The sequence below is a fragment of the Leptolyngbya sp. AN10 genome (assembly GCF_050565645.1).
Lineage (GTDB): Bacteria > Cyanobacteriota > Cyanobacteriia > Leptolyngbyales > Leptolyngbyaceae > Leptolyngbya.
Map to the genome: position 1 here is coordinate 23,566 of NZ_JBNXVP010000054.1, position 16,481 is coordinate 40,046.

A 16,481-nucleotide genomic window follows, 5' to 3' on the forward strand; every position below is an offset into this window, starting at 1 on the left:
GGCGCGATTGGGAAAGAAGAAAGATTTGCAGCAGATTGACGCGATCGCAAACGAGTTTGGCATGGATGAAGATGAACGCAAGGATTTTGGCAAATTTATTGAATCTGAGAAGGCAAGCGGCTACGGTGGAAGCAAGAATGAACGGGGAGATTTCACTTATCAGGAACTCCGTCAAAAAGCCCGCGAATTTCTAAACCAAACTTAAGTGTCAGAAACCCTATGACCTTAGAAACTGCTCATCGAATTGGAACCGTTCAAGATTTAACTCAACCGCTCGAACTTGCAAATCGTTTGGTAGGAGAAACTTGCTGGCAGGCATCTTTCAGTTATGGCGATGAACTGAATTTGCATTTTGGAGAACGCATTCCCTATTCCCATCCCAAATTAGTGGGTCAATCCAAAGGAAGTTGGATCTTGGGTTCGCGTGGAACAAACTGGCAGCTAGAATCACCGCTCGGAATTCTGATAACTTCGGAGGCTTCTCGTGAAGAGATGGAAGCTGAAGTTAAAAAAATAGAAGGAAGTACCGTCACAAAGTTAGAAATTGGCTTTCCCCAATTAGATCTAATTTTGAGCTTCGATCATCAGCTTTGCTTGAAAATTTTGCCTACCTCAGAGGATGACGAATACAATCTCGCCTACTGGGAACTCTTCACGCCTGATCATCACTTGCTAGAAGTCAGACCAAGAATGACTTGGGTGTACAAATCATCCGTTAAATCAGAAGAAAAGGTGGCTCAGAACTAGAGATGCTTAAGCGCTTTACTGAGATTACAGCGATCGATCCCCGCAAAGAATGATTGGCGGGGGATCATGCTGAATTCTGTTAAAACTCTAATTGCGGATCTTTCTTCTGCGCTGCTTCTGTTTCGCCAGTGCTTTGCGTTTCCGCTTCTCGATCGGCGTTTCAAAATAGCGATGTTTCCGCATATCTGGAAAGATCTCTGCCTTGGAAACTTCTCGCTTAAATCGTCGCAAAGTGGACTCAATGCTCTCATTCTCACCTGGAATCACCTGCGTCATTCATCGCCTCCATAACAATCAAAATCATTTACAAAGAGAGTTACGTTCGGAGACACGCTAAGCTGAAACGATTTACACAACCGAAGATAAACCTTCTTAAAGACCTTAACATGACGACTGCGATCGCAGCAGAAATTTGCGAGTTGCGATCGCATCCACCCTAAAAGAGTGTGTTAAGCTTTTGAATGAAGAGACGATCTTCGGCAGTGTAATTTCCTCTACAGATATTGCTCCGAATTTAAATCTCTCCACGCTGTAATTTTGGAGCAATACCTTATGTCAATCTACGTTGGAAACCTCTCTTATGAGGTTGTGCAAGAGAATCTTGCAGAGATTTTTGCTGAGTTTGGAACGGTTAAGCGCGTTCAACTTCCGACTGATCGTGAAACCGGACGGTTACGCGGCTTCGGATTCGTTGAAATGTCCAGCGATGCGGAAGAAGATGCCGCGATCGAAGCATTGAACGGTGCGGAATGGATGGGGCGCGATTTGACCGTGAACAAAGCAAAGCCTCGCGAAGAGCGTGGTCCGTCTCGCGGTAGTTTCGATCGTAAAGGCGGATCTTCGCGCCGTTACTAATTCGAGATAACCTTGTAAAGTTTTTTAGGCAGGCTGTCAGCCTGCCTTTTTTGTTGCGAATTCGTGCAGTACATCCGCAACGCGGGATTAAATTGTCAAAATTTTGTCGCTGAATCTGCGAAATATAAGATCAGGTCACGGGTAAGCGCCATCCAACAGGGACGCTTTGATGCGATCGTACCTTTGCTCGATTCGAGAAAATGACGGGACAGAACTCCAATACAAGGCACTGAGGATTTTAGTAACGATGAACCTCAGAGAGAATGAGCGATCGCTTAACATTGAGTCTCTCGTTGAACGCCCCACACCCCTGCTTTTTTCTAATTCTTCAGAACGAAGCAAAAGTTCGAGGTCGCCCACAAGATGGAAATACAACCCTTAGCTCATGGGACCAGACTCTAAGCCCCACTCATGCTTGAGGAAGTGACGATACATCGTTTCGCGCATCAGCATTTGTTCGTACAGTTGGACGAGAAACTCTTGTGCCTGTTCGCGGCTCATTTGTTTCACTTGTGTCTCGAACGAGCGGACGCTGAATTGTTGTTCCAAGGAAAGTTCGACAGGTTGACTCATAATACGCTCCGAATAAAAGAGAGTAGATCAAGTACAGGATGCTTTGGTTTTGTTGTCAAGGATGTTTATCCTGAACGAATCAATTTGATTCCTTGAGGATTCCCTGAACTAACCTGGAATCTTGTATCTGATATTAAAAAAGATAACAAGCATTTGACAAAATGACCATCCGCCACTGGGGTGGTAATTATGGGGGTTAACCGTACATCTGGAGAAGGAAGATGATTATCCTATGGCTGATAGCGGCGTGGATTGGCGGTATAGCAGCGATCTTAGGAAGTTTGATGGTCGTTGCTTCTTTGTTGCTTTGGGCAATTCCGGGTGATCAGAAAGGGCGATTAAGGGTATTAGGATTCTCGATCGTTTGTGCGATCGCGGGTTTTCTCACGCTCTACCTAGTTCCCTTTCCACTTCAGTAGAACCACTTCTTCGCGCAACTGTTCTTTAGTCGCGGTTGCCAATCGGGTTCGGAAAAGCTCGATATCGGTGACTTCATAACCGAGTGATTTTGCCAAATCCGCGATCAGTTCCCCAGTCCGAATCATGACGCGCAAATAGGAAGCCTGATCCCCCACCACATAAGCTAACTGTGCATTCGGTCTTAAAGCTTGGCGCAAATCGGCTAAATGTTTCGCCATCCCACCGAAATAGAGTTTTGTCGCTCGTGCATATTGCCGCTCGAATCCACTCGTTTTTTTCAATTCAATTCGCTTGGCTTCAATCTCGTTCGCAATTCGTTGAATCTCTGGATGATCTGCCACCCACTGATCGTCATTGTCCGATCGATAAACGCACCGAGAATTCGATCGCATCAATCCCTGTTTCAATGTCCTCAAATCGGCTTTGGTTTGCAAAAATCCAAGCAAGACCGACTCTAATCGAGTGGTGCGAGTGTAATCTTTCTCATTTGGATACGGCGGCGAAGTAATGACTGCATCGATCGAGTTCGGCTCCAAGACCGTCAACAAACTACGAGAGTCCGCATGATGAATCATTGCAGGCGTATCTTTGAGCGATTTCAAGTACTCTAAATCGGTGGCAATTTGTCGAATTTCATCTAACCAAAGTTCAATGACCGGAGCATCCTGTTTAGGTTTTCCGATACTCACTTCTGGTGCAAATTTTAGATTGCTAATGGAATAAACGAGAATTTTTGCTAATGCGAGTCTTTCATGTCGATCGCAATGTTCATCTTTATATTTTTCTAATTGCTCTAATAAAATCAACGCCTTATGTAGAGGCAATTCACTAATCGAATTCTTGAGTAATAACTGTGTTTGTTCTTCTGATAAAGTCTGGAGCGGTCGATCGAGATTCGTGTGAGCCAATTCTGCAATTTTTGTCGCATGATCGAGTAAGCGATTTTGATCGATCGACCAATCTAATTTTGTTGTCCCCGCAAACCAAGCCATTTGATTCGCTTCGACTCCCACACTGGGAACGCCTTGCTTTTTGCACTCTACAACGGTCGTTCCAGTGCCGCAGAACGGATCGAGAACACGTTGCTCAGAACTCATCCCAAAATCCGTCAAATACTTCTGCACCAAATGAGGCGGAAACGACAGCACAAAGCGATACCAATCGTGACAGGCGCGATCGTGGAGACGAATATGATTGAGATCAGAACTGCGACGATGACGACGGGGGGGCAGTTGTTCGATCGACAGATTAGGAAGAGTCGGCTGATAATATTCCAACGGTTTCAAATCGCGAATTTGCCCTGAATTTTATCTTATTTTTGGATTTTGAACGGTTAGCTCTCCATCAATGCCTGCGATTTCTGCTTCATTTTCGCCAGGATATTATAGAAACCATTCGCACGAGAAGGAGTCAAACTCACATCTAATCCAGTCGCTTTAATGAAGTCCGGAGACAAATCTATCACTTCTTGAGGAGTCGATCCGCTCAAGCCTTCGACTAACAGCGCCACTAATCCTTTGACTAATTGGGAATCGGAATCGCCATCAAACAGCACTTTTCCGTCTTCTAGGTTTGCCACTACGAAAACCTGAGACGCACATCCAGGCACTTTATTGTCCGGCGTTTTTTCAGTTTCAGGAAAAGATTTGAGCCGTTGAGCCAACGTAATCAAAAGCTCATATTTCCGTTTCGGTTCCGTCGATCGTGCGAGTCGCTGCACAATACGATCGAGTGCGGGAGGAAGTTGCGTGGATGACAAAGACATGGGTTTCGGCTATCAGGTTAAAAAACTCAGTTGAATTTCAACAAAGCTCTATCTCTTATTGTAATGTGCGCCATCCCTCGCGAGTTTTGCAATTTCGATGACGCACGCTACCGTCCATCGGAGTCGATCGAGGTCGGCTAATTTCACCGGAAAGGGTGAGTAATTCCGTAGAGTGAAATCGTCGCAATCAGCGCAAAAATCGATTGCTGAGTAAAGTCGCACTTCTACGACTCCACCAAAGCAGGCTCTTCCACGACTTCCTCTGGTTGAGGTTGCGATCGCTTCTGAATCAATTGCCCGATATCTTGATTGATCTGGAAATACTGATGAAACTTATCCGTCACTTGCACTAATGACGATCGACCATCTGAATTTTTCCGTTTCCGCACAAATCCCATCTCAACCAATTCTGGAATGTGCTGGTATACGCCGGAGCCACGAATTTCGACCAGCTCTGTCTGGCTAAGGGGACCTTTTAAGGCAATCACCGCTAATGTTCTCAGCGCTCCGACTCCGATATCAGCAGGAATCAGCGTATTGATTAAATTTTGGTAGCTTGCTCTGAGTTGCAGACTGTAGCCCGATTCGGTTTCCGCAACTTCTAGAGCACCGTCACGATGAGCATAATCTGACATCAATTCCATCAATGCTTCCTCGATCGTTTTGCGATCGAAGCCTGCTATCTCGGATAATTGCGCGATCGTCAACGGTTGCGCTTTCAAATAGAGAATGGCTTCAAGAGTCGTCGTCAAACGAGACATAAGCAATACATGAAAAGAATGAGTAATAGAGTAGCAAAATTCAGACGGGTCGCTTAACTTGTTACATTGGAATTGCCCTAATTTTGCAAAATCTCATGAATGAAGCCCCTGAAACACCCGTAACACCTGAAGAACCGAAACCGAGCTACGTTAAGTTAGCCATGCGGAACATGGTACGCAAACGCGGCAAATCGATTTTTCACTTCGCCCTGACCACGATCGGGCTTTTGGGTACACTCGTCGTTCTTTCGTACTTGACCCGATAATGCAGATCGAAGTAAGCGTTCAGGATTGTTTTCACCAGGAATTGCCAATCCAGTCCGAGACCTGGGAGATCTGGTTTCGCAGATGGCTCGAATTGATCCAGCCGATGCACGAAGGAGAACCGCTACATCCTCAAGAGCAGTACGAACTGAGTTTACGATTGACTGACGATCGAGAAATCCAGTCACTCAATCAGAATTATCGATACAAAGATCAGCCAACCGACGTACTAGCCTTTGCATCACTGGAGGTAGACTATCCGCAGTTCGATGAATTAGAAGCGGAACCGCTCTATTTAGGGGACATTGTGATCTCAGTGGAAACTGCCGATCGACAAGCACCTCCACACACTTTAGAGACGGAACTGGCTTGGCTCGCGGCTCATGGGCTTCTTCACCTCTTGGGCTGGGATCATCCCGACGATGCGAGTTTGCTGCGAATGTTAGATCAGCAACAGGTTTTACTTAACGCGGTGGGATTGGAGGCGAAACGTTAGAAAAAGTTGAAATTGTAATGTTAAGAACAACCTAACTTGAGGAAATGTTCAAGATTACAGTCTTAACTTTGATTTTCCCAAATGGCGCTTTACCTTTCCTAACAATGTTGTAATACTGTGTGTTGAATTCTGATGCGATAGTCGCGCCATCGGGTATTCATAAGGTATCTTGATCGGCTGTTCACCTGGTTTGCTTATGTCTCAAGAACTTCCCACACCGACTTCCAAGCGATCGAAGGTTGTCCCGCTCGTCAAGCCAGAACGGGATCTTGCTTGGCAAGTGGCTCCGACGCTGTTGACCAGTTTTCGCTACGCCTGGATGGGGGTGAGTTACGCCTTCATGACGCAGCGGAATTTTAGAATTCACGTTTGCTTGGGTTCGATCGCGATCGGGTTAGGACTGCTCTTAAAAGCTTCGGTCGTCGAACTGGCGGTGATTGGATTGACGATCGGACTCGTGCTGGCGATGGAATTGCTGAATACCGCGATCGAGTCCGTAGTCGATTTAACGGTGAAACAGACCTATCACGAACTGGCAAAAATCGCCAAAGATTGCGCGGCAGCGGCAGTTCTTGTGGCAGCGATCGCGGCGGTTCTCGTAGCGGGCTGTATCCTGCTTCCGAAAGTTTGGGTGTTATTGCTCCTGATCTTCTGAGAAACTGAGAGAGCGGATTCAAGAGCGCTTTCTCATGATTTTAGTGATTGATAATTACGACAGCTTCACTTATAACCTGGTGCAGTATTTGGGCGAATTGGGTGAAGAATTCGCGATCGCGTCAGACATTCAGGTTTATCGAAATGATCAAATTACGCTCGATCGAGTCCGGGAATTGAAACCGGATGCGATCGTCATTTCTCCTGGACCCGGACGACCCGAAGATGCCGGGATTTCAATGGAACTGATTCGACAATTGGGAGCCGATACCCCGATTCTGGGCGTGTGTTTGGGACATCAGAGTATTGGACAAGTGTTTGGTGGCGACATTGTTTCAGCACCCGAATTAATGCACGGAAAAACTTCGGCTGTGAAACATACGAATATCGGAGTCTTTGAGGGATTGGACAATCCGATGACCGCGACTCGGTATCATAGTCTGGTAATCGATCGGGAAAGTTGTCCGGCAGTCCTGGAAATTACCGCATGGGTGGATGATCAGACGATCATGGGCGTTCGGCATCGGGAGTATCCGCACATTCAAGGGGTGCAGTTTCATCCGGAAAGTGTTCTCACCGCTTCGGGTAAGCAACTGTTGAGGAACTTTTTGCGATCGATTCAAGATCAGTAATTTCAAACCTTGGTGTGAGAAAGTATGAAACGCAGGCAGTTCATTCAGTACGCGACCGCAGGATTGGCTTCTAGTGTCGTTGCCGGACAAGCTCAGGCACAATCTGGAGGGCTTTCGGTGCGCTATCTCGGTCACATGTGCTTTCTATTCACCGGGAGCGGTCAGCGAATTTTAGTGAATCCGTTTCGCAGTCAGGGCTGTACGGCTGGCTATCGTCCCCCGAATGTACAAACCGATCTGGTGATGATTAGTAGCCAGATCTTGGATGAAGGCGCGGTCGATGTCGTGCCGGGAAATCCGAAACTGCTCGTGGATGCGGGTGCGTACAATGTGGGCGGCTTGAAGATTCAGGGCATTGCGACAGATCACGATCGCATTGGTGGGAGACGATTTGGACGGAATATTGCTTGGCGCTGGAATCAGGGTGGTTTGAATTTGCTGCATTTGGGTGGAACTGCTGCGCCGATTACGTTGGAGCAAAAGATTTTAATTGGATCACCTGATGTGGTGTTTATTCCGGTGGGCGGGAGTGCGAAGGCTTACAATCCCCAGGAGGCACGACAAGCGCTGCAAGTTCTGAATGCGAAGATGATTGTGCCGATGTATTTTCGGACGAATGCGGCGAAAGGAGAATGTGACCTTGGCGGGTTAGATGCGTTTCTTAGTGTGATGAGTGGAACCCCTGTGCGGAGAGGGGGAAATTCGTTGTCGATGAGTCGATCGAATTTGCCGAAAGAGGGATCGGTGATTCAGGTGATGACGTACAGTTAATCGGTTTGCTTCGTTGATAGACGTAGGTTAGCCCCCTAAATCCCCCACGAGTGGGGGACTTTGAGGAGGAATGGACTCATTCAGTTTCGAGAATAAGTTCAGGATGTTGCTTTTTTGAAGTGTTTTACTTGAAGGTGTTAGTGAAATACATCTCCGCTTTACCTATTCAAAGTCCCCCATTCTGGGGGATTTAGGGGGCACAAGCCGCTCAAAACGAAGCAAATACACTCCATGCAATCTTTCTGCCAGAAGTTGCACCAATGCGAATCTTAGAACCCATTATTCAAGCAATTTCAAACGGCAAAAGATTAGAGATTGAATTAATCTTTCAAGGCTTTTTCGTCCTATTTTTCATCGGACTAATTCCTGCACTTTTAATCTTCCGATCGCGGAATCTGTTCGATCGATTCATTCACCCAATTCTGCTATTCCTTGCAAGCCTCATTCTGCTTAACTACATCGGTTTAGTTCTTCTCTATCCCACGTGGGCAGATTACGCTGATCCGGCTGAGGCGAATGTCGCGATCGTATCTTGGCTTTTCCATCAGGGTCAGCCTCTCTATCCCGATTTAGATGCTCCTGAACGCTACATCAACAACTATGGCGCATTCTCCTACATCGTTCAAAGTGTATTTCTTAGCTTGCTCAGTCCCAGCATTTTCTCTTCAAAAGTCGCAGGATGTTTGGCAGGATTGTCTAGTTTAGGCTTAATTTTTCTGCTGATTCGGCATCGATTGGGATGGAAAGCAGCGATGTATGGAAGCGCGATCGTATCTCTCTGTTTTCTCGCTCAAACCTCTGCATCGGGCTTATTAACTTCATCATTTTGGGTGAGACCAGATGCGTTATTGCTATTTTTCACAGTATTGGGATTGTTTCTTGTTGTTCGAGGAAAGAAATGGAGTGCGATCGTCGGAAGTGCGATCGCAATCGGAGTCAGCACGAATCTAAAAATCACAGCTTTTCTCCATTTCATTCCAATTTATGTTTTATTACTGCATCGGTTCGGATTTGTTTCTATATTCATCTCGTCAATCATTGCTTTATTTACGACTGAATTACCTTATTTAATTTTTTCTCAGATCTCCTTAACGAACTATTGGATGTGGCTACAGCAAGTTCGACGCAAAGGAATCAACCCTGATCAAATTCCAAAGAATCTTCTGTGGACGGGATTTGTTGGAATACCAGTTGCGATCGCACTTCTTCAATCTGTTCTTGCCGATTCTTTCAAACGTTGGCTTCCAAAAAACTTCCTTTTCTGCGTCACTCTGATTATTGGCATTGTTGTGAATGCAGTAATTAGCTCGACTCGTGGCGCATTAGAAAATAATATGTTGCCGTTTGTACCGCTATTCGTTTATTTGGCGATCGAGCTTTTTCATCTTTCAAAGTCCCCCACGAGTGGGGGATTTAGGGGGCAGAAGCCGCCCACAGCGAAGCAAGACCTCTCTAGAATTCTCACTCCGATTAGTCTTAGTGCCGCGATCGCATTCACACTTTCTATTTGTTTAGCAGTCTATTCAACAGAGGTAAAGTTTATCGATCGTATGATCACCGCACCAGGACATCGAGCGATCGCAGATTTAGATCAATTCATGGCAGCGAATCCGAATCGCACGATCGGGATGGGATATGGCGCGGTGAGCTATCAACTTTCGAGCTATCGATCGCACTTAGTGTTCAAAGGCAATCCTTATCTACTGGATTCTGCTTCGCTGATGGAAATGCAGGCATCAGGATTGAACAATACACCCGGCAGTACGCTCAATGCTTTGAGAACTTGCCAAACCGAGATTTGGTTGATCCCAAAAGATAAGCCGCCCTTTCAGGTTTATAGTTACTATCCGCCCTTGCAAAAACTATTCAGTGACGAATTTAGAAAGGTCTTTACAGACAACTACGAGAAGCAAACGAGCACAGAGTTTTACGATGCTTGGGTCTGCACTAATTCCCTTGCCAAAAATCCGTCACATCGTATCCCAATTCTGCCAACATCTGACGCAATAAAGGCAGACTCAAGCCGATCACATTCGTATGACAGCCCTCGATTTTGTCCACAAACAATCCGCCCCGACCTTCGAGTGCAAAACAGCCTGCACAGCTTAATGGTTCTTTTGTTGCGATGTATGCCTCAATTTGTCGATCGCTAATCTCTGCAAAATACACTCGCGTCATCTGAGTTCTGACCAAAGGCGGATAAGGCATCAATGCACCTTGCTCAGTTGTGTACGGTTGAATAAACGCATGACCTGTATACAATTCACCCACATTGCCGCGCATCTTTTTCCAACGATCGATCGCTTCAATCGGGTCTTTCGGCTTGCCGTGAATTTCACCATCAATCCACAAGATCGAATCACAGCCCAGAATCAAGCCCGGTGTCGTTGAGAAAAATCCAGGCGGCAATTCAGAGGCTCGATCGAACAACATCTTCATTGTCGATCGAGCTTTCCCTTCGGCTAGAACCTGCACCAATTTCGATGGATCATCAATCTGAATTTGCGACTCATCAAAATCGCTCGGATATACCATCACAGAAATTCCCGCCATATCTAACAGGCGCTTACGAGCGGGAGAAGCAGATGCCAGCACAAAGGGAACCATATCGATCTAATCCACCATGAACGACTTCACTGATTTCGTCAGAACCGGAGCCATCTTTTCCCAGCGCTCCTCAGAGGTCGAAGCATTCAGCGTATACAATTTGCCGCGATAGACGATCGCACTTGCTAAATTGTGGCGCTTCTCTTGATTGGGCAGAGTCACCAGATATTCGAGCAAATAATAAGTACGATCGGCAATTTCACGCGAATTCGCGTTAATCAATTCAGCCGTCCGACCCGAATCAGGAGGAGCGATCGCGCTTTTACCCAATTGATATCCGACTTCCGTGGGAGTTCCTAAATCCGCCAGTTTCTTCTTCCCTGGAACCGGATTGATCACCATACTAATGTTCTCAGTCTGCTTAATGATGTCGTGAAACACCACATCAGGACCATTTGCCACTTTCACAGGTAGCCAGCCATTCGGATACAAAAATCGATAGCCATCTGTACTATCGGCAAAGCTCTTCAGCCCACCCACACTGGACACACAACCTTGCAACCCTAGCGCTAGTACAACCAGCAATACTGCAACGAATCGTTTGAGCATCACTCAATCCCTTCTCCACAAAACGTTTTACGGTCAAACCACGCACGATCGGGCAGACAACATTTCTTATTGTCCCACTTCTGGTTAGAGATGCGCCTGGAAATTCTGGAGTGGGGAGTGGGGAGTGGGGAGTAGCCGTTTCAACAAATTACAACATTCATCATGATTTTTATCTCCCTACCCCCCACTCCCTACTCCCCACATTATTTCCTGTCGAAATTGCAGCAAATTTGGCAGAATGTATCAGCGTTCTCATTCGTCTTGGACAATCGAATTCAACCTGCAACTTCCCGCAACTCTACGGAGGCACGAAATCGACTTCGCCTTCAGAATTTGCTTGGCTCAACAGATTGAAACAGATTTGTCCTAAGATTTCGGTAAAATGCTGGAAATTCGTAATTTGAAACGCGCAATTCGTAGTGAGAAACAGTGAACGATATTGAATGAGATCGATCGAATCGTTAATTCTTTCCGTCTTCAGTCAGGTTGATTCCAACCGAATCCCAATTACGAATAGATTAATTAAGGAATGAGTGTCTCCGTGAATGTAATGCAGTTGAATAGCCCACCTGCTCCGATCCCTCCCTCGACTCCGATTATTTTGGACAGTCTGCCCGATCCGCCTGTCCCCGAAGGCGTGTGTCCGCGTCGTACCCGGATGCAGATCGATCTGCTGTTATTGGCGATCGAAGCGCTCGATTTGGCAGGGTCTGAGGCAGTTTTGGCAGTGGCATCGGACTTTGATTTGCGCGGAGTCCTCAAGAATCGCGTTTCATTGTGGCGAATGCGATCGACCAATCCCTTCCGCCGTCATGCTCAACGTCGTCCTTTGACGCTGGTGGAAGCAAAAGCGCTCGTTCTCGTGACTTGTTATTTGGCGCGTCGCTTAACGGTGCTGATTCGGCAACTCTTACTCGCGTATCAGCAACTTAGCGAGAAGAATTTGTCACCGGATCATCATTTTCGCCTCTCAGAATATTTAGAAAGATTTCGGGCGCACTACCGCAGCCGGATGAATCCAAAACGGGCGGGCGTGATGGCATACAGTTCGGATGAAAAATTGAACGAATTAGCGCTCGATTTGTTGGAACAGCTTTTATTCTGTACGGGAACTTCTGGCGTACAGCGGCTCTGGATTAGTTTGTTTGATGGGGAAGTGCAATGACGAACGCAATGACGATGCAACGGCAATATAGTCTGCCGAATTGCACGTTGATTTTAGAAGGATTGTCCGATACAGGGAGCACAGGACAGGTAGAGGTTCGTCCTGTAATGTCGTTGTTAATTAATGCGGAATGTCATCTTCCCGGACAGGAAAAGCCGCTGGTCGGTGGGCGCGAATTTTTTGAAAGTTTGGTTACAGCCGTAAGTTTGTATGCTCAAGAATTCTTGAGTGGCATCCATTTACCGCGTCATACGTACAGCGATCGACCTTCTTTTATCCGGTTAGAACGTCTCGATCAAGCACATCATCGCTTAATTGTCGAAAAAGATCCGAACAATGCCAATAGCGAAGAACGATCGCTCGATTTAACGACCGTTCAGCTATTTGATTTAGTCGAAGCGATCGATCAATTCGTCGCCGATACTCAAACGCTGCCGTACTGGTCGCTGAATCTTTCCCCGGTTCCCAAGCGGTATGCTCGATCCGGTGAACCGATCGCGAAACAAGTTGTCCCTGCTTCGATCGGGGTTTCAGGATTGGCACTTGCAGCGATCGCATTTTTCTCAATGCCGACAATGCGAGTGAAAACTCCAGAATGTCTCAGTCCTGGTGCGCCGGATTGTCCGGGTGTCGTTTCTAACAATCAAAGTCCTGGAGCCAGCCCGAATCCAACCCCTAGCCCCAGTCCCACGACTTCTCCAACCGCTCAAGCGTCTCCCAGTCCCACGACTTCTCCAGATCTCGCTCAGGGGGAAGCCGCTCTGAACACTGCACCTCCGATCACGGATGCGGCAGAGTTGAAAACATTGAGCGATCGCTTAAGTGATCAAATTCGCCAACGTTGGACGACTCGATCCCAAGTCACAGAAGAGTTAGCCTACCGAGTTGGAGTCGCTCGAAACGGCGATGTGATCGGCTTCAAAGCAGAAACCCCTGCGGCACTCGATCGAGCAAGACAAACTCCATTACTCGATCTGCTCTACATTCCTGCAACTGGCAGTACTCCTTCTTCTGAACCCTTAGCGCAATATCGCGTCGTCTTCAGACCTGAAGGCAATTTTGAAGTCACACCCATTAGCTCTAATAGTTCTGTCGTTCCTCCCAGTCCTACTGCGATCGAAAGTCCGGCTGCAAGCCCTTCTCCCAGTCCTGCTGCGACCGAAAGTCCGAGTCCGGTTGCAAGCCCTTCTCCCAGTCCGGTTGTCAATTCATCTCCTAGCCCTGCTGCTGTTGCAGTGACAGGAACCGAATTAACCGATCGAGCAACATTAGAGGCTTTGCAACCGAAACTCTACGACGCGATCGACCAAAACTGGCAAGGCAGACCTCCGTTTGACAGAGATCTCGTCTTCCGAGTCCGCGTCAAACCCGATGGCACGATCGCAGGATTCCAACCAGAGAACCAACTCGCGAATGAATTTGCCAAAGACACCCCGCTGCCCCAGTTAGGAAAACCGATCGATCCAAACGCCCCCGCTGAACCTGCTGCCTCTTTCAAAGTCGTCTTCAGACCCAGCGGCGTTCTCCAAATCAATCCCTGGTTTGGCGCTCGACGGTAGGATATTTCCAATTCTGTGCATAATCTAAACTCGATCCGAGTCGTGACGTGAGTGCGATAGCATCGAATAACTCTGAGTTTGCTAAAACACATTTCATGGAGCAAGACTTACTCCCCACAGAGGTGATTCTGACCCATCCTCGTCAATCTCTCGGCAATGTCCAGCTTGACTGGTCGCCCCAACCGGGAGCCTATTTTGATCTGGAGGGTCAGACCTACGCCGTTTTAGAACGCCGTCACCGTTATCAACTCAAATCCGGGCGCTATCGTTTACACAAGATTGCGCTCTATGTCCAGACTGCTCAACGCCCGATCGAGCGTTCTTTAATCGAGGGACGCTGGATTTTAGGCGATGCGACCTGTGAATTCAATGCGCGATCGGAAATTATGCGCTGTGCGGTCAATCCAGATGGTCCTTGCGAGGGCTGTCGGCACTACCGCTCAAAGGGCTAATTTTTCTGCGATCGCGATTCTAGTCCCGTTGGCAAAATCCCAACCGGATTGAGGTCGCTTGCCTGCAAGTTGAACTTCACTCAGCAGCAATCCACCTGATCCAGTTTGAATCACCGCTCCCCAGTTTTTGATCACGCTAACCACTTCACCAGGCGCTCCTGATTCAAATTCTACTGTTTCCAATTCCTCCGACTCGAATCCTGCCTCAAGTGGAATCGTTTTCAAAACTTTCAGCACACTTCCCCGAAAAATCGTCGTACAGTTTGGATAAAAACCGCGAATCTGACTGTGAAGCTCGATCGCACTCCGTGACCAATCCAATTCATAATCCGGTTTCTTAATCAACGGTGCATACGTCGCTTGATCGTTATCCTGCGGAATTGGTTCAAGCTCAGCAAATTTCTGCAAGGTTTCGACCAATAAATCTGCCCCGATCGTACTTAACCGAATTGCCAAATCTTGAGCCGTATCAAACGGCTCGATCGCGGTAGTCGCTTTCAACAACATCGCCCCCGTATCCATTCCCGCATCCATCAGCATCGTCGTAATCCCGGTCTCTTTTTCCCCGTGATAGAGACACCACTGAATCGGAGCCGCCCCTCGATACTTCGGCAAAATCGAGCCATGAACATTGATGCAGCCGAATTTCGGCATATCGAGAATTTCCTGAGACAGGATTTGCCCGTATGCGATCACAACGAAAAAATCGGCATTGAGCGATCGTAGTTTTTCCAACGTTTCCGCATCTTTCTTGATGCTTTTCGGCTGCCACACCGGAAGTTGATGTGAGAGTGCGATCGACTTGACTGGAGACGGCGACAATTCATTTCCGCGTCCCCGTCGTTTATCGGGTTGCGTCACCACTGCCATCACTTCAAACTCTGGCGATTTTAATAACGCTTCCAACGTCGGCACAGCGAATTGCGGCGTTCCAAAAAATACAATTTTCATTTTTTCGCTCCCGACAGACGTTCTACACTTAATTCAAGCTGATATTGTGATCCTATGAAGCCGAGATTTGCAACGATCGAAACCTGGCAACAGGCAGAACTCTTAATGCAGCCTGCCTTCATTCGCTTAATTGACAATTTACGCAAACAGCTTGATACCTCCACTTGGCGCGGCAATTATCGCGAGGTTCAGGTTTGGGCAGACGACATTCCGAACGAGACGAAAGCAACTGTCTTGCAACTTCAGCAGCAACTCGAAACCGCTCCACCGGAACAAGCCGCAGAAATTCAGGAAACGCTTTCTCATCTGCCTGCACCTTATCCAGGCTATGAACTGTGTTTGGAAAAGAACGATCGACAAATCAACGTCGATTTATGGGCATTGTGCTATCAGATTTGTTTTCGATCGCACAATGGCAAATGGAGTGACGATTTCCCGGTCGAGGTCGATATTAGTTTATTTGATGAAACGGGCGATGTGGACTGGAATCTTTTAGAAGATAAGACGAAGCAAATCGTCGAACAGGTGTTTGAGAACTTACCACAAGAATGAAAAATACAGTAAGATGAGGAATAATCCGGGGCTATAGCGCAGTTGGTAGCGCGTCTCAATGGCATTGAGAAGGTCAGCGGTTCGATCCCGCTTAGCTCCACTTCCTAAAAGCACTGATATGTAGGGGTTTTTGTTACTTTAGGCATCTGTCTGCCGCAGCGGCACAAGGATGTCTGAATTCTAAAGCGGCAGATTGATGCCTTATTATCAATCGCGAGAGTCCAAATCTTCCACCCTTTACGCAACCACATCGCAATTATCTCTCCAAGCCGAGACTTTTTTGGGCTTTCTGCAAAACTACACGTACTTGCTTGTATCTAAGATGCCCGGGTTTAGTGAGGTACTGAGATACACGAGCCTCTGAAGGATATGTGCCCTGTTCATGAAGTTGAAGAACAACTCTTCGAACTTCGTTACAGCATTCCTCGATAGATTGTAAGTGCCGCACTCGCTCATATTGGTCGTACTTGGCGGAGATAGCACGGCACAAATCTTTAAAGTTTCGGTAGAGAGTTTCTCTATGGTATCCCAATTTCCTTGCAGTTGCTTCAAGAGATAGTGGTGGAAGTTTGTGATCTAGCAACCCAAGTTGCTAGTTAGAAGCGGTCAGGGAGCAAAGCCAATAAAATCTCTTCAAGATGTTGACCCTCGAAGAGAAGAAAAATGCTTGACGAAATTATAGCGATTTATGCAATTACCGACGACTTG

21 protein-coding genes and 1 tRNA gene are annotated in these 16,481 nt (G+C 47.1%); 14 read left to right on the plus strand and 8 right to left on the minus strand.

Going from position 1 to position 16,481, the window contains the following annotated elements; translation table 11 throughout:
- The first annotated feature begins 7 nt into the window (after nt 1-7).
- Both ACQ4M5_RS37375 and ACQ4M5_RS37380 read left to right on the plus strand, forming a co-directional pair.
- Nucleotides 8-205, plus strand: coding sequence for a hypothetical protein (locus ACQ4M5_RS37375; RefSeq protein WP_430680867.1), 198 nt, complete (start codon nt 8-10; stop codon nt 203-205).
- 14 nt (nt 206-219) lie between these two features.
- Complete coding sequence (locus ACQ4M5_RS37380; RefSeq protein WP_430680868.1) at nt 220-747, plus strand: hypothetical protein; 528 nt, start codon at nt 220-222, stop codon at nt 745-747.
- 87 nt (nt 748-834) lie between these two features.
- Here the strand turns inward: ACQ4M5_RS37380 and rpsU are convergent, their stop codons facing one another.
- The gene (gene rpsU, locus ACQ4M5_RS37385; protein WP_068389119.1) at nt 835-1,023 is read right to left on the minus strand and encodes a 30S ribosomal protein S21; all 189 of its coding nucleotides are present in this window, start codon (nt 1,021-1,023) and stop codon (nt 835-837) included.
- A gap of 276 nt (nt 1,024-1,299) precedes the next feature.
- Here rpsU and ACQ4M5_RS37390 point away from each other — a divergent pair, with 276 nt between their 5' ends.
- The gene (locus ACQ4M5_RS37390; RefSeq protein ID WP_430680869.1) at nt 1,300-1,602 is read left to right on the plus strand and encodes an RNA recognition motif domain-containing protein; all 303 of its coding nucleotides are present in this window, start codon (nt 1,300-1,302) and stop codon (nt 1,600-1,602) included.
- A 378-nt stretch (nt 1,603-1,980) separates the two neighbouring features.
- Here ACQ4M5_RS37390 and ACQ4M5_RS37395 read toward each other — a convergent pair whose 3' ends face one another.
- Complete coding sequence (locus ACQ4M5_RS37395; RefSeq protein ID WP_430680870.1) at nt 1,981-2,175, minus strand: NblA/ycf18 family protein; 195 nt, start codon at nt 2,173-2,175, stop codon at nt 1,981-1,983.
- Between the two features lie 221 nt (nt 2,176-2,396).
- Here ACQ4M5_RS37395 and ACQ4M5_RS37400 point away from each other — a divergent pair, with 221 nt between their 5' ends.
- Nucleotides 2,397-2,594, plus strand: a complete 198-nt coding sequence (locus ACQ4M5_RS37400) for a hypothetical protein (protein ID WP_430680871.1) — start codon at nt 2,397-2,399, stop codon at nt 2,592-2,594.
- On the opposite strand, the gene ACQ4M5_RS37405 is transcribed toward ACQ4M5_RS37400, so the two are convergent.
- The 3 genes from ACQ4M5_RS37405 to scpB form a co-directional block, all read right to left on the minus strand.
- Nucleotides 2,571-3,881, minus strand: coding sequence for a DNA methyltransferase (locus ACQ4M5_RS37405; protein ID WP_430680872.1), 1,311 nt, complete (start codon nt 3,879-3,881; stop codon nt 2,571-2,573). The two genes, ACQ4M5_RS37400 and ACQ4M5_RS37405, sit on opposite strands and share 24 nt — an antisense overlap.
- A 47-nt stretch (nt 3,882-3,928) precedes the next feature.
- Complete coding sequence (locus tag ACQ4M5_RS37410) at nt 3,929-4,360, minus strand: SufE family protein (RefSeq protein WP_430680873.1); 432 nt, start codon at nt 4,358-4,360, stop codon at nt 3,929-3,931.
- Nucleotides 4,361-4,584: 224 nt separating this feature from the next.
- Nucleotides 4,585-5,121, minus strand: a complete 537-nt coding sequence (scpB, locus tag ACQ4M5_RS37415; protein WP_430680874.1) for an SMC-Scp complex subunit ScpB — start codon at nt 5,119-5,121, stop codon at nt 4,585-4,587.
- 95 nt (nt 5,122-5,216) lie between these two features.
- On the opposite strand from scpB, the gene ACQ4M5_RS37420 reads away from it, so the two are divergent.
- The 5 genes from ACQ4M5_RS37420 (at nt 5,217) to ACQ4M5_RS37440 (ending at nt 7,938) form a co-directional block, all read left to right on the plus strand.
- Nucleotides 5,217-5,387: a DUF3285 domain-containing protein gene (locus ACQ4M5_RS37420; RefSeq protein ID WP_430680875.1), complete on the plus strand. Its 171-nt coding sequence runs from the start codon at nt 5,217-5,219 to the stop codon at nt 5,385-5,387.
- Nucleotides 5,387-5,881 carry an rRNA maturation RNase YbeY gene (gene ybeY, locus ACQ4M5_RS37425; protein WP_430680876.1) on the plus strand — a complete coding sequence of 165 codons (495 nt, stop codon included), beginning with the start codon at nt 5,387-5,389 and terminating at the stop codon, nt 5,879-5,881. Before ACQ4M5_RS37420 ends, ybeY begins: the two co-directional genes overlap by 1 nt.
- A 196-nt stretch (nt 5,882-6,077) precedes the next feature.
- Entirely contained in the window at nt 6,078-6,536 is a 459-nt protein-coding gene (locus ACQ4M5_RS37430; protein WP_430680877.1) for a diacylglycerol kinase family protein, read from the plus strand.
- A gap of 34 nt (nt 6,537-6,570) precedes the next feature.
- A complete protein-coding gene (locus ACQ4M5_RS37435; protein WP_430680878.1) occupies nt 6,571-7,167 on the plus strand; it encodes an anthranilate synthase component II in 597 nt (198 codons plus the stop codon).
- Nucleotides 7,168-7,191: 24 nt separating this feature from the next.
- Nucleotides 7,192-7,938 carry an MBL fold metallo-hydrolase gene (locus ACQ4M5_RS37440; protein WP_430680879.1) on the plus strand — a complete coding sequence of 249 codons (747 nt, stop codon included), beginning with the start codon at nt 7,192-7,194 and terminating at the stop codon, nt 7,936-7,938.
- Between the two features lie 1,947 nt (nt 7,939-9,885).
- On the opposite strand, the gene ACQ4M5_RS37445 is transcribed toward ACQ4M5_RS37440, so the two are convergent.
- Entirely contained in the window at nt 9,886-10,545 is a 660-nt protein-coding gene (locus ACQ4M5_RS37445) for a nucleoside triphosphate pyrophosphatase (RefSeq protein WP_430680880.1), read from the minus strand.
- Between the two features lie 6 nt (nt 10,546-10,551).
- Complete coding sequence (gene psbP / locus ACQ4M5_RS37450) at nt 10,552-11,094, minus strand: photosystem II reaction center PsbP (RefSeq protein ID WP_430680881.1); 543 nt, start codon at nt 11,092-11,094, stop codon at nt 10,552-10,554.
- Between the two features lie 529 nt (nt 11,095-11,623).
- Between psbP and ACQ4M5_RS37455 the strand changes: the two genes are divergently transcribed.
- The 3 genes from ACQ4M5_RS37455 to ACQ4M5_RS37465 are packed head-to-tail and all read left to right on the plus strand — an operon-like array spanning nt 11,624 to nt 14,270.
- Nucleotides 11,624-12,259 carry a DUF3038 domain-containing protein gene (locus ACQ4M5_RS37455; RefSeq protein WP_430680882.1) on the plus strand — a complete coding sequence of 212 codons (636 nt, stop codon included), beginning with the start codon at nt 11,624-11,626 and terminating at the stop codon, nt 12,257-12,259.
- Nucleotides 12,256-13,818, plus strand: coding sequence for a DUF4335 domain-containing protein (locus tag ACQ4M5_RS37460; RefSeq protein WP_430680883.1), 1,563 nt, complete (start codon nt 12,256-12,258; stop codon nt 13,816-13,818). Before ACQ4M5_RS37455 ends, ACQ4M5_RS37460 begins: the two co-directional genes overlap by 4 nt.
- Before the next feature lie 47 nt (nt 13,819-13,865).
- A complete protein-coding gene (locus ACQ4M5_RS37465) occupies nt 13,866-14,270 on the plus strand; it encodes a DUF6464 family protein (RefSeq protein ID WP_430680884.1) in 405 nt (134 codons plus the stop codon).
- Here ACQ4M5_RS37465 and fmt read toward each other — a convergent pair.
- Entirely contained in the window at nt 14,259-15,221 is a 963-nt protein-coding gene (gene fmt / locus ACQ4M5_RS37470) for a methionyl-tRNA formyltransferase (protein ID WP_430680885.1), read from the minus strand. The two genes, ACQ4M5_RS37465 and fmt, sit on opposite strands and share 12 nt — an antisense overlap.
- 54 nt (nt 15,222-15,275) lie before the next feature.
- On the opposite strand from fmt, the gene ACQ4M5_RS37475 reads away from it, so the two are divergent.
- On the plus strand, nt 15,276-15,773 hold the full coding sequence (locus ACQ4M5_RS37475; RefSeq protein WP_430680886.1) for a hypothetical protein: 498 nt from the start codon (nt 15,276-15,278) through the stop codon (nt 15,771-15,773).
- 27 nt (nt 15,774-15,800) lie between these two features.
- Nucleotides 15,801-15,873 (plus strand) — tRNA-Ala (locus ACQ4M5_RS37480).
- Nucleotides 15,874-16,481: the final 608 nt, after the last annotated feature.

What these genes read in the sequence shown, in the direction of transcription:
- ACQ4M5_RS37390 (WP_430680869.1), top strand. Translation starts at nt 1,300, where the DNA reads ATGTCAATCTACGTTGGAAACCTCTCTTATGAGGTTGTGCAAGAGAAT.
- ACQ4M5_RS37445 (WP_430680880.1), bottom strand. Translation starts at nt 10,545, where the DNA reads ATGGTTCCCTTTGTGCTGGCATCTGCTTCTCCCGCTCGTAAGCGCCTG.
- ybeY (WP_430680876.1), top strand. Translation starts at nt 5,387, where the DNA reads ATGCAGATCGAAGTAAGCGTTCAGGATTGTTTTCACCAGGAATTGCCA.
- fmt (WP_430680885.1), bottom strand. Translation starts at nt 15,221, where the DNA reads ATGAAAATTGTATTTTTTGGAACGCCGCAATTCGCTGTGCCGACGTTG.
- ACQ4M5_RS37455 (WP_430680882.1), top strand. Translation starts at nt 11,624, where the DNA reads ATGAGTGTCTCCGTGAATGTAATGCAGTTGAATAGCCCACCTGCTCCG.
- ACQ4M5_RS37410 (WP_430680873.1), bottom strand. Translation starts at nt 4,360, where the DNA reads ATGTCTTTGTCATCCACGCAACTTCCTCCCGCACTCGATCGTATTGTG.
- psbP (WP_430680881.1), bottom strand. Translation starts at nt 11,094, where the DNA reads ATGCTCAAACGATTCGTTGCAGTATTGCTGGTTGTACTAGCGCTAGGG.
- ACQ4M5_RS37400 (WP_430680871.1), top strand. Translation starts at nt 2,397, where the DNA reads ATGATTATCCTATGGCTGATAGCGGCGTGGATTGGCGGTATAGCAGCG.
- ACQ4M5_RS37430 (WP_430680877.1), top strand. Translation starts at nt 6,078, where the DNA reads ATGTCTCAAGAACTTCCCACACCGACTTCCAAGCGATCGAAGGTTGTC.
- ACQ4M5_RS37420 (WP_430680875.1), top strand. Translation starts at nt 5,217, where the DNA reads ATGAATGAAGCCCCTGAAACACCCGTAACACCTGAAGAACCGAAACCG.
- ACQ4M5_RS37395 (WP_430680870.1), bottom strand. Translation starts at nt 2,175, where the DNA reads ATGAGTCAACCTGTCGAACTTTCCTTGGAACAACAATTCAGCGTCCGC.
- ACQ4M5_RS37440 (WP_430680879.1), top strand. Translation starts at nt 7,192, where the DNA reads ATGAAACGCAGGCAGTTCATTCAGTACGCGACCGCAGGATTGGCTTCT.
- ACQ4M5_RS37435 (WP_430680878.1), top strand. Translation starts at nt 6,571, where the DNA reads ATGATTTTAGTGATTGATAATTACGACAGCTTCACTTATAACCTGGTG.
- rpsU (WP_068389119.1), bottom strand. Translation starts at nt 1,023, where the DNA reads ATGACGCAGGTGATTCCAGGTGAGAATGAGAGCATTGAGTCCACTTTG.
- ACQ4M5_RS37475 (WP_430680886.1), top strand. Translation starts at nt 15,276, where the DNA reads ATGAAGCCGAGATTTGCAACGATCGAAACCTGGCAACAGGCAGAACTC.
- ACQ4M5_RS37460 (WP_430680883.1), top strand. Translation starts at nt 12,256, where the DNA reads ATGACGAACGCAATGACGATGCAACGGCAATATAGTCTGCCGAATTGC.
- ACQ4M5_RS37380 (WP_430680868.1), top strand. Translation starts at nt 220, where the DNA reads ATGACCTTAGAAACTGCTCATCGAATTGGAACCGTTCAAGATTTAACT.
- scpB (WP_430680874.1), bottom strand. Translation starts at nt 5,121, where the DNA reads ATGTCTCGTTTGACGACGACTCTTGAAGCCATTCTCTATTTGAAAGCG.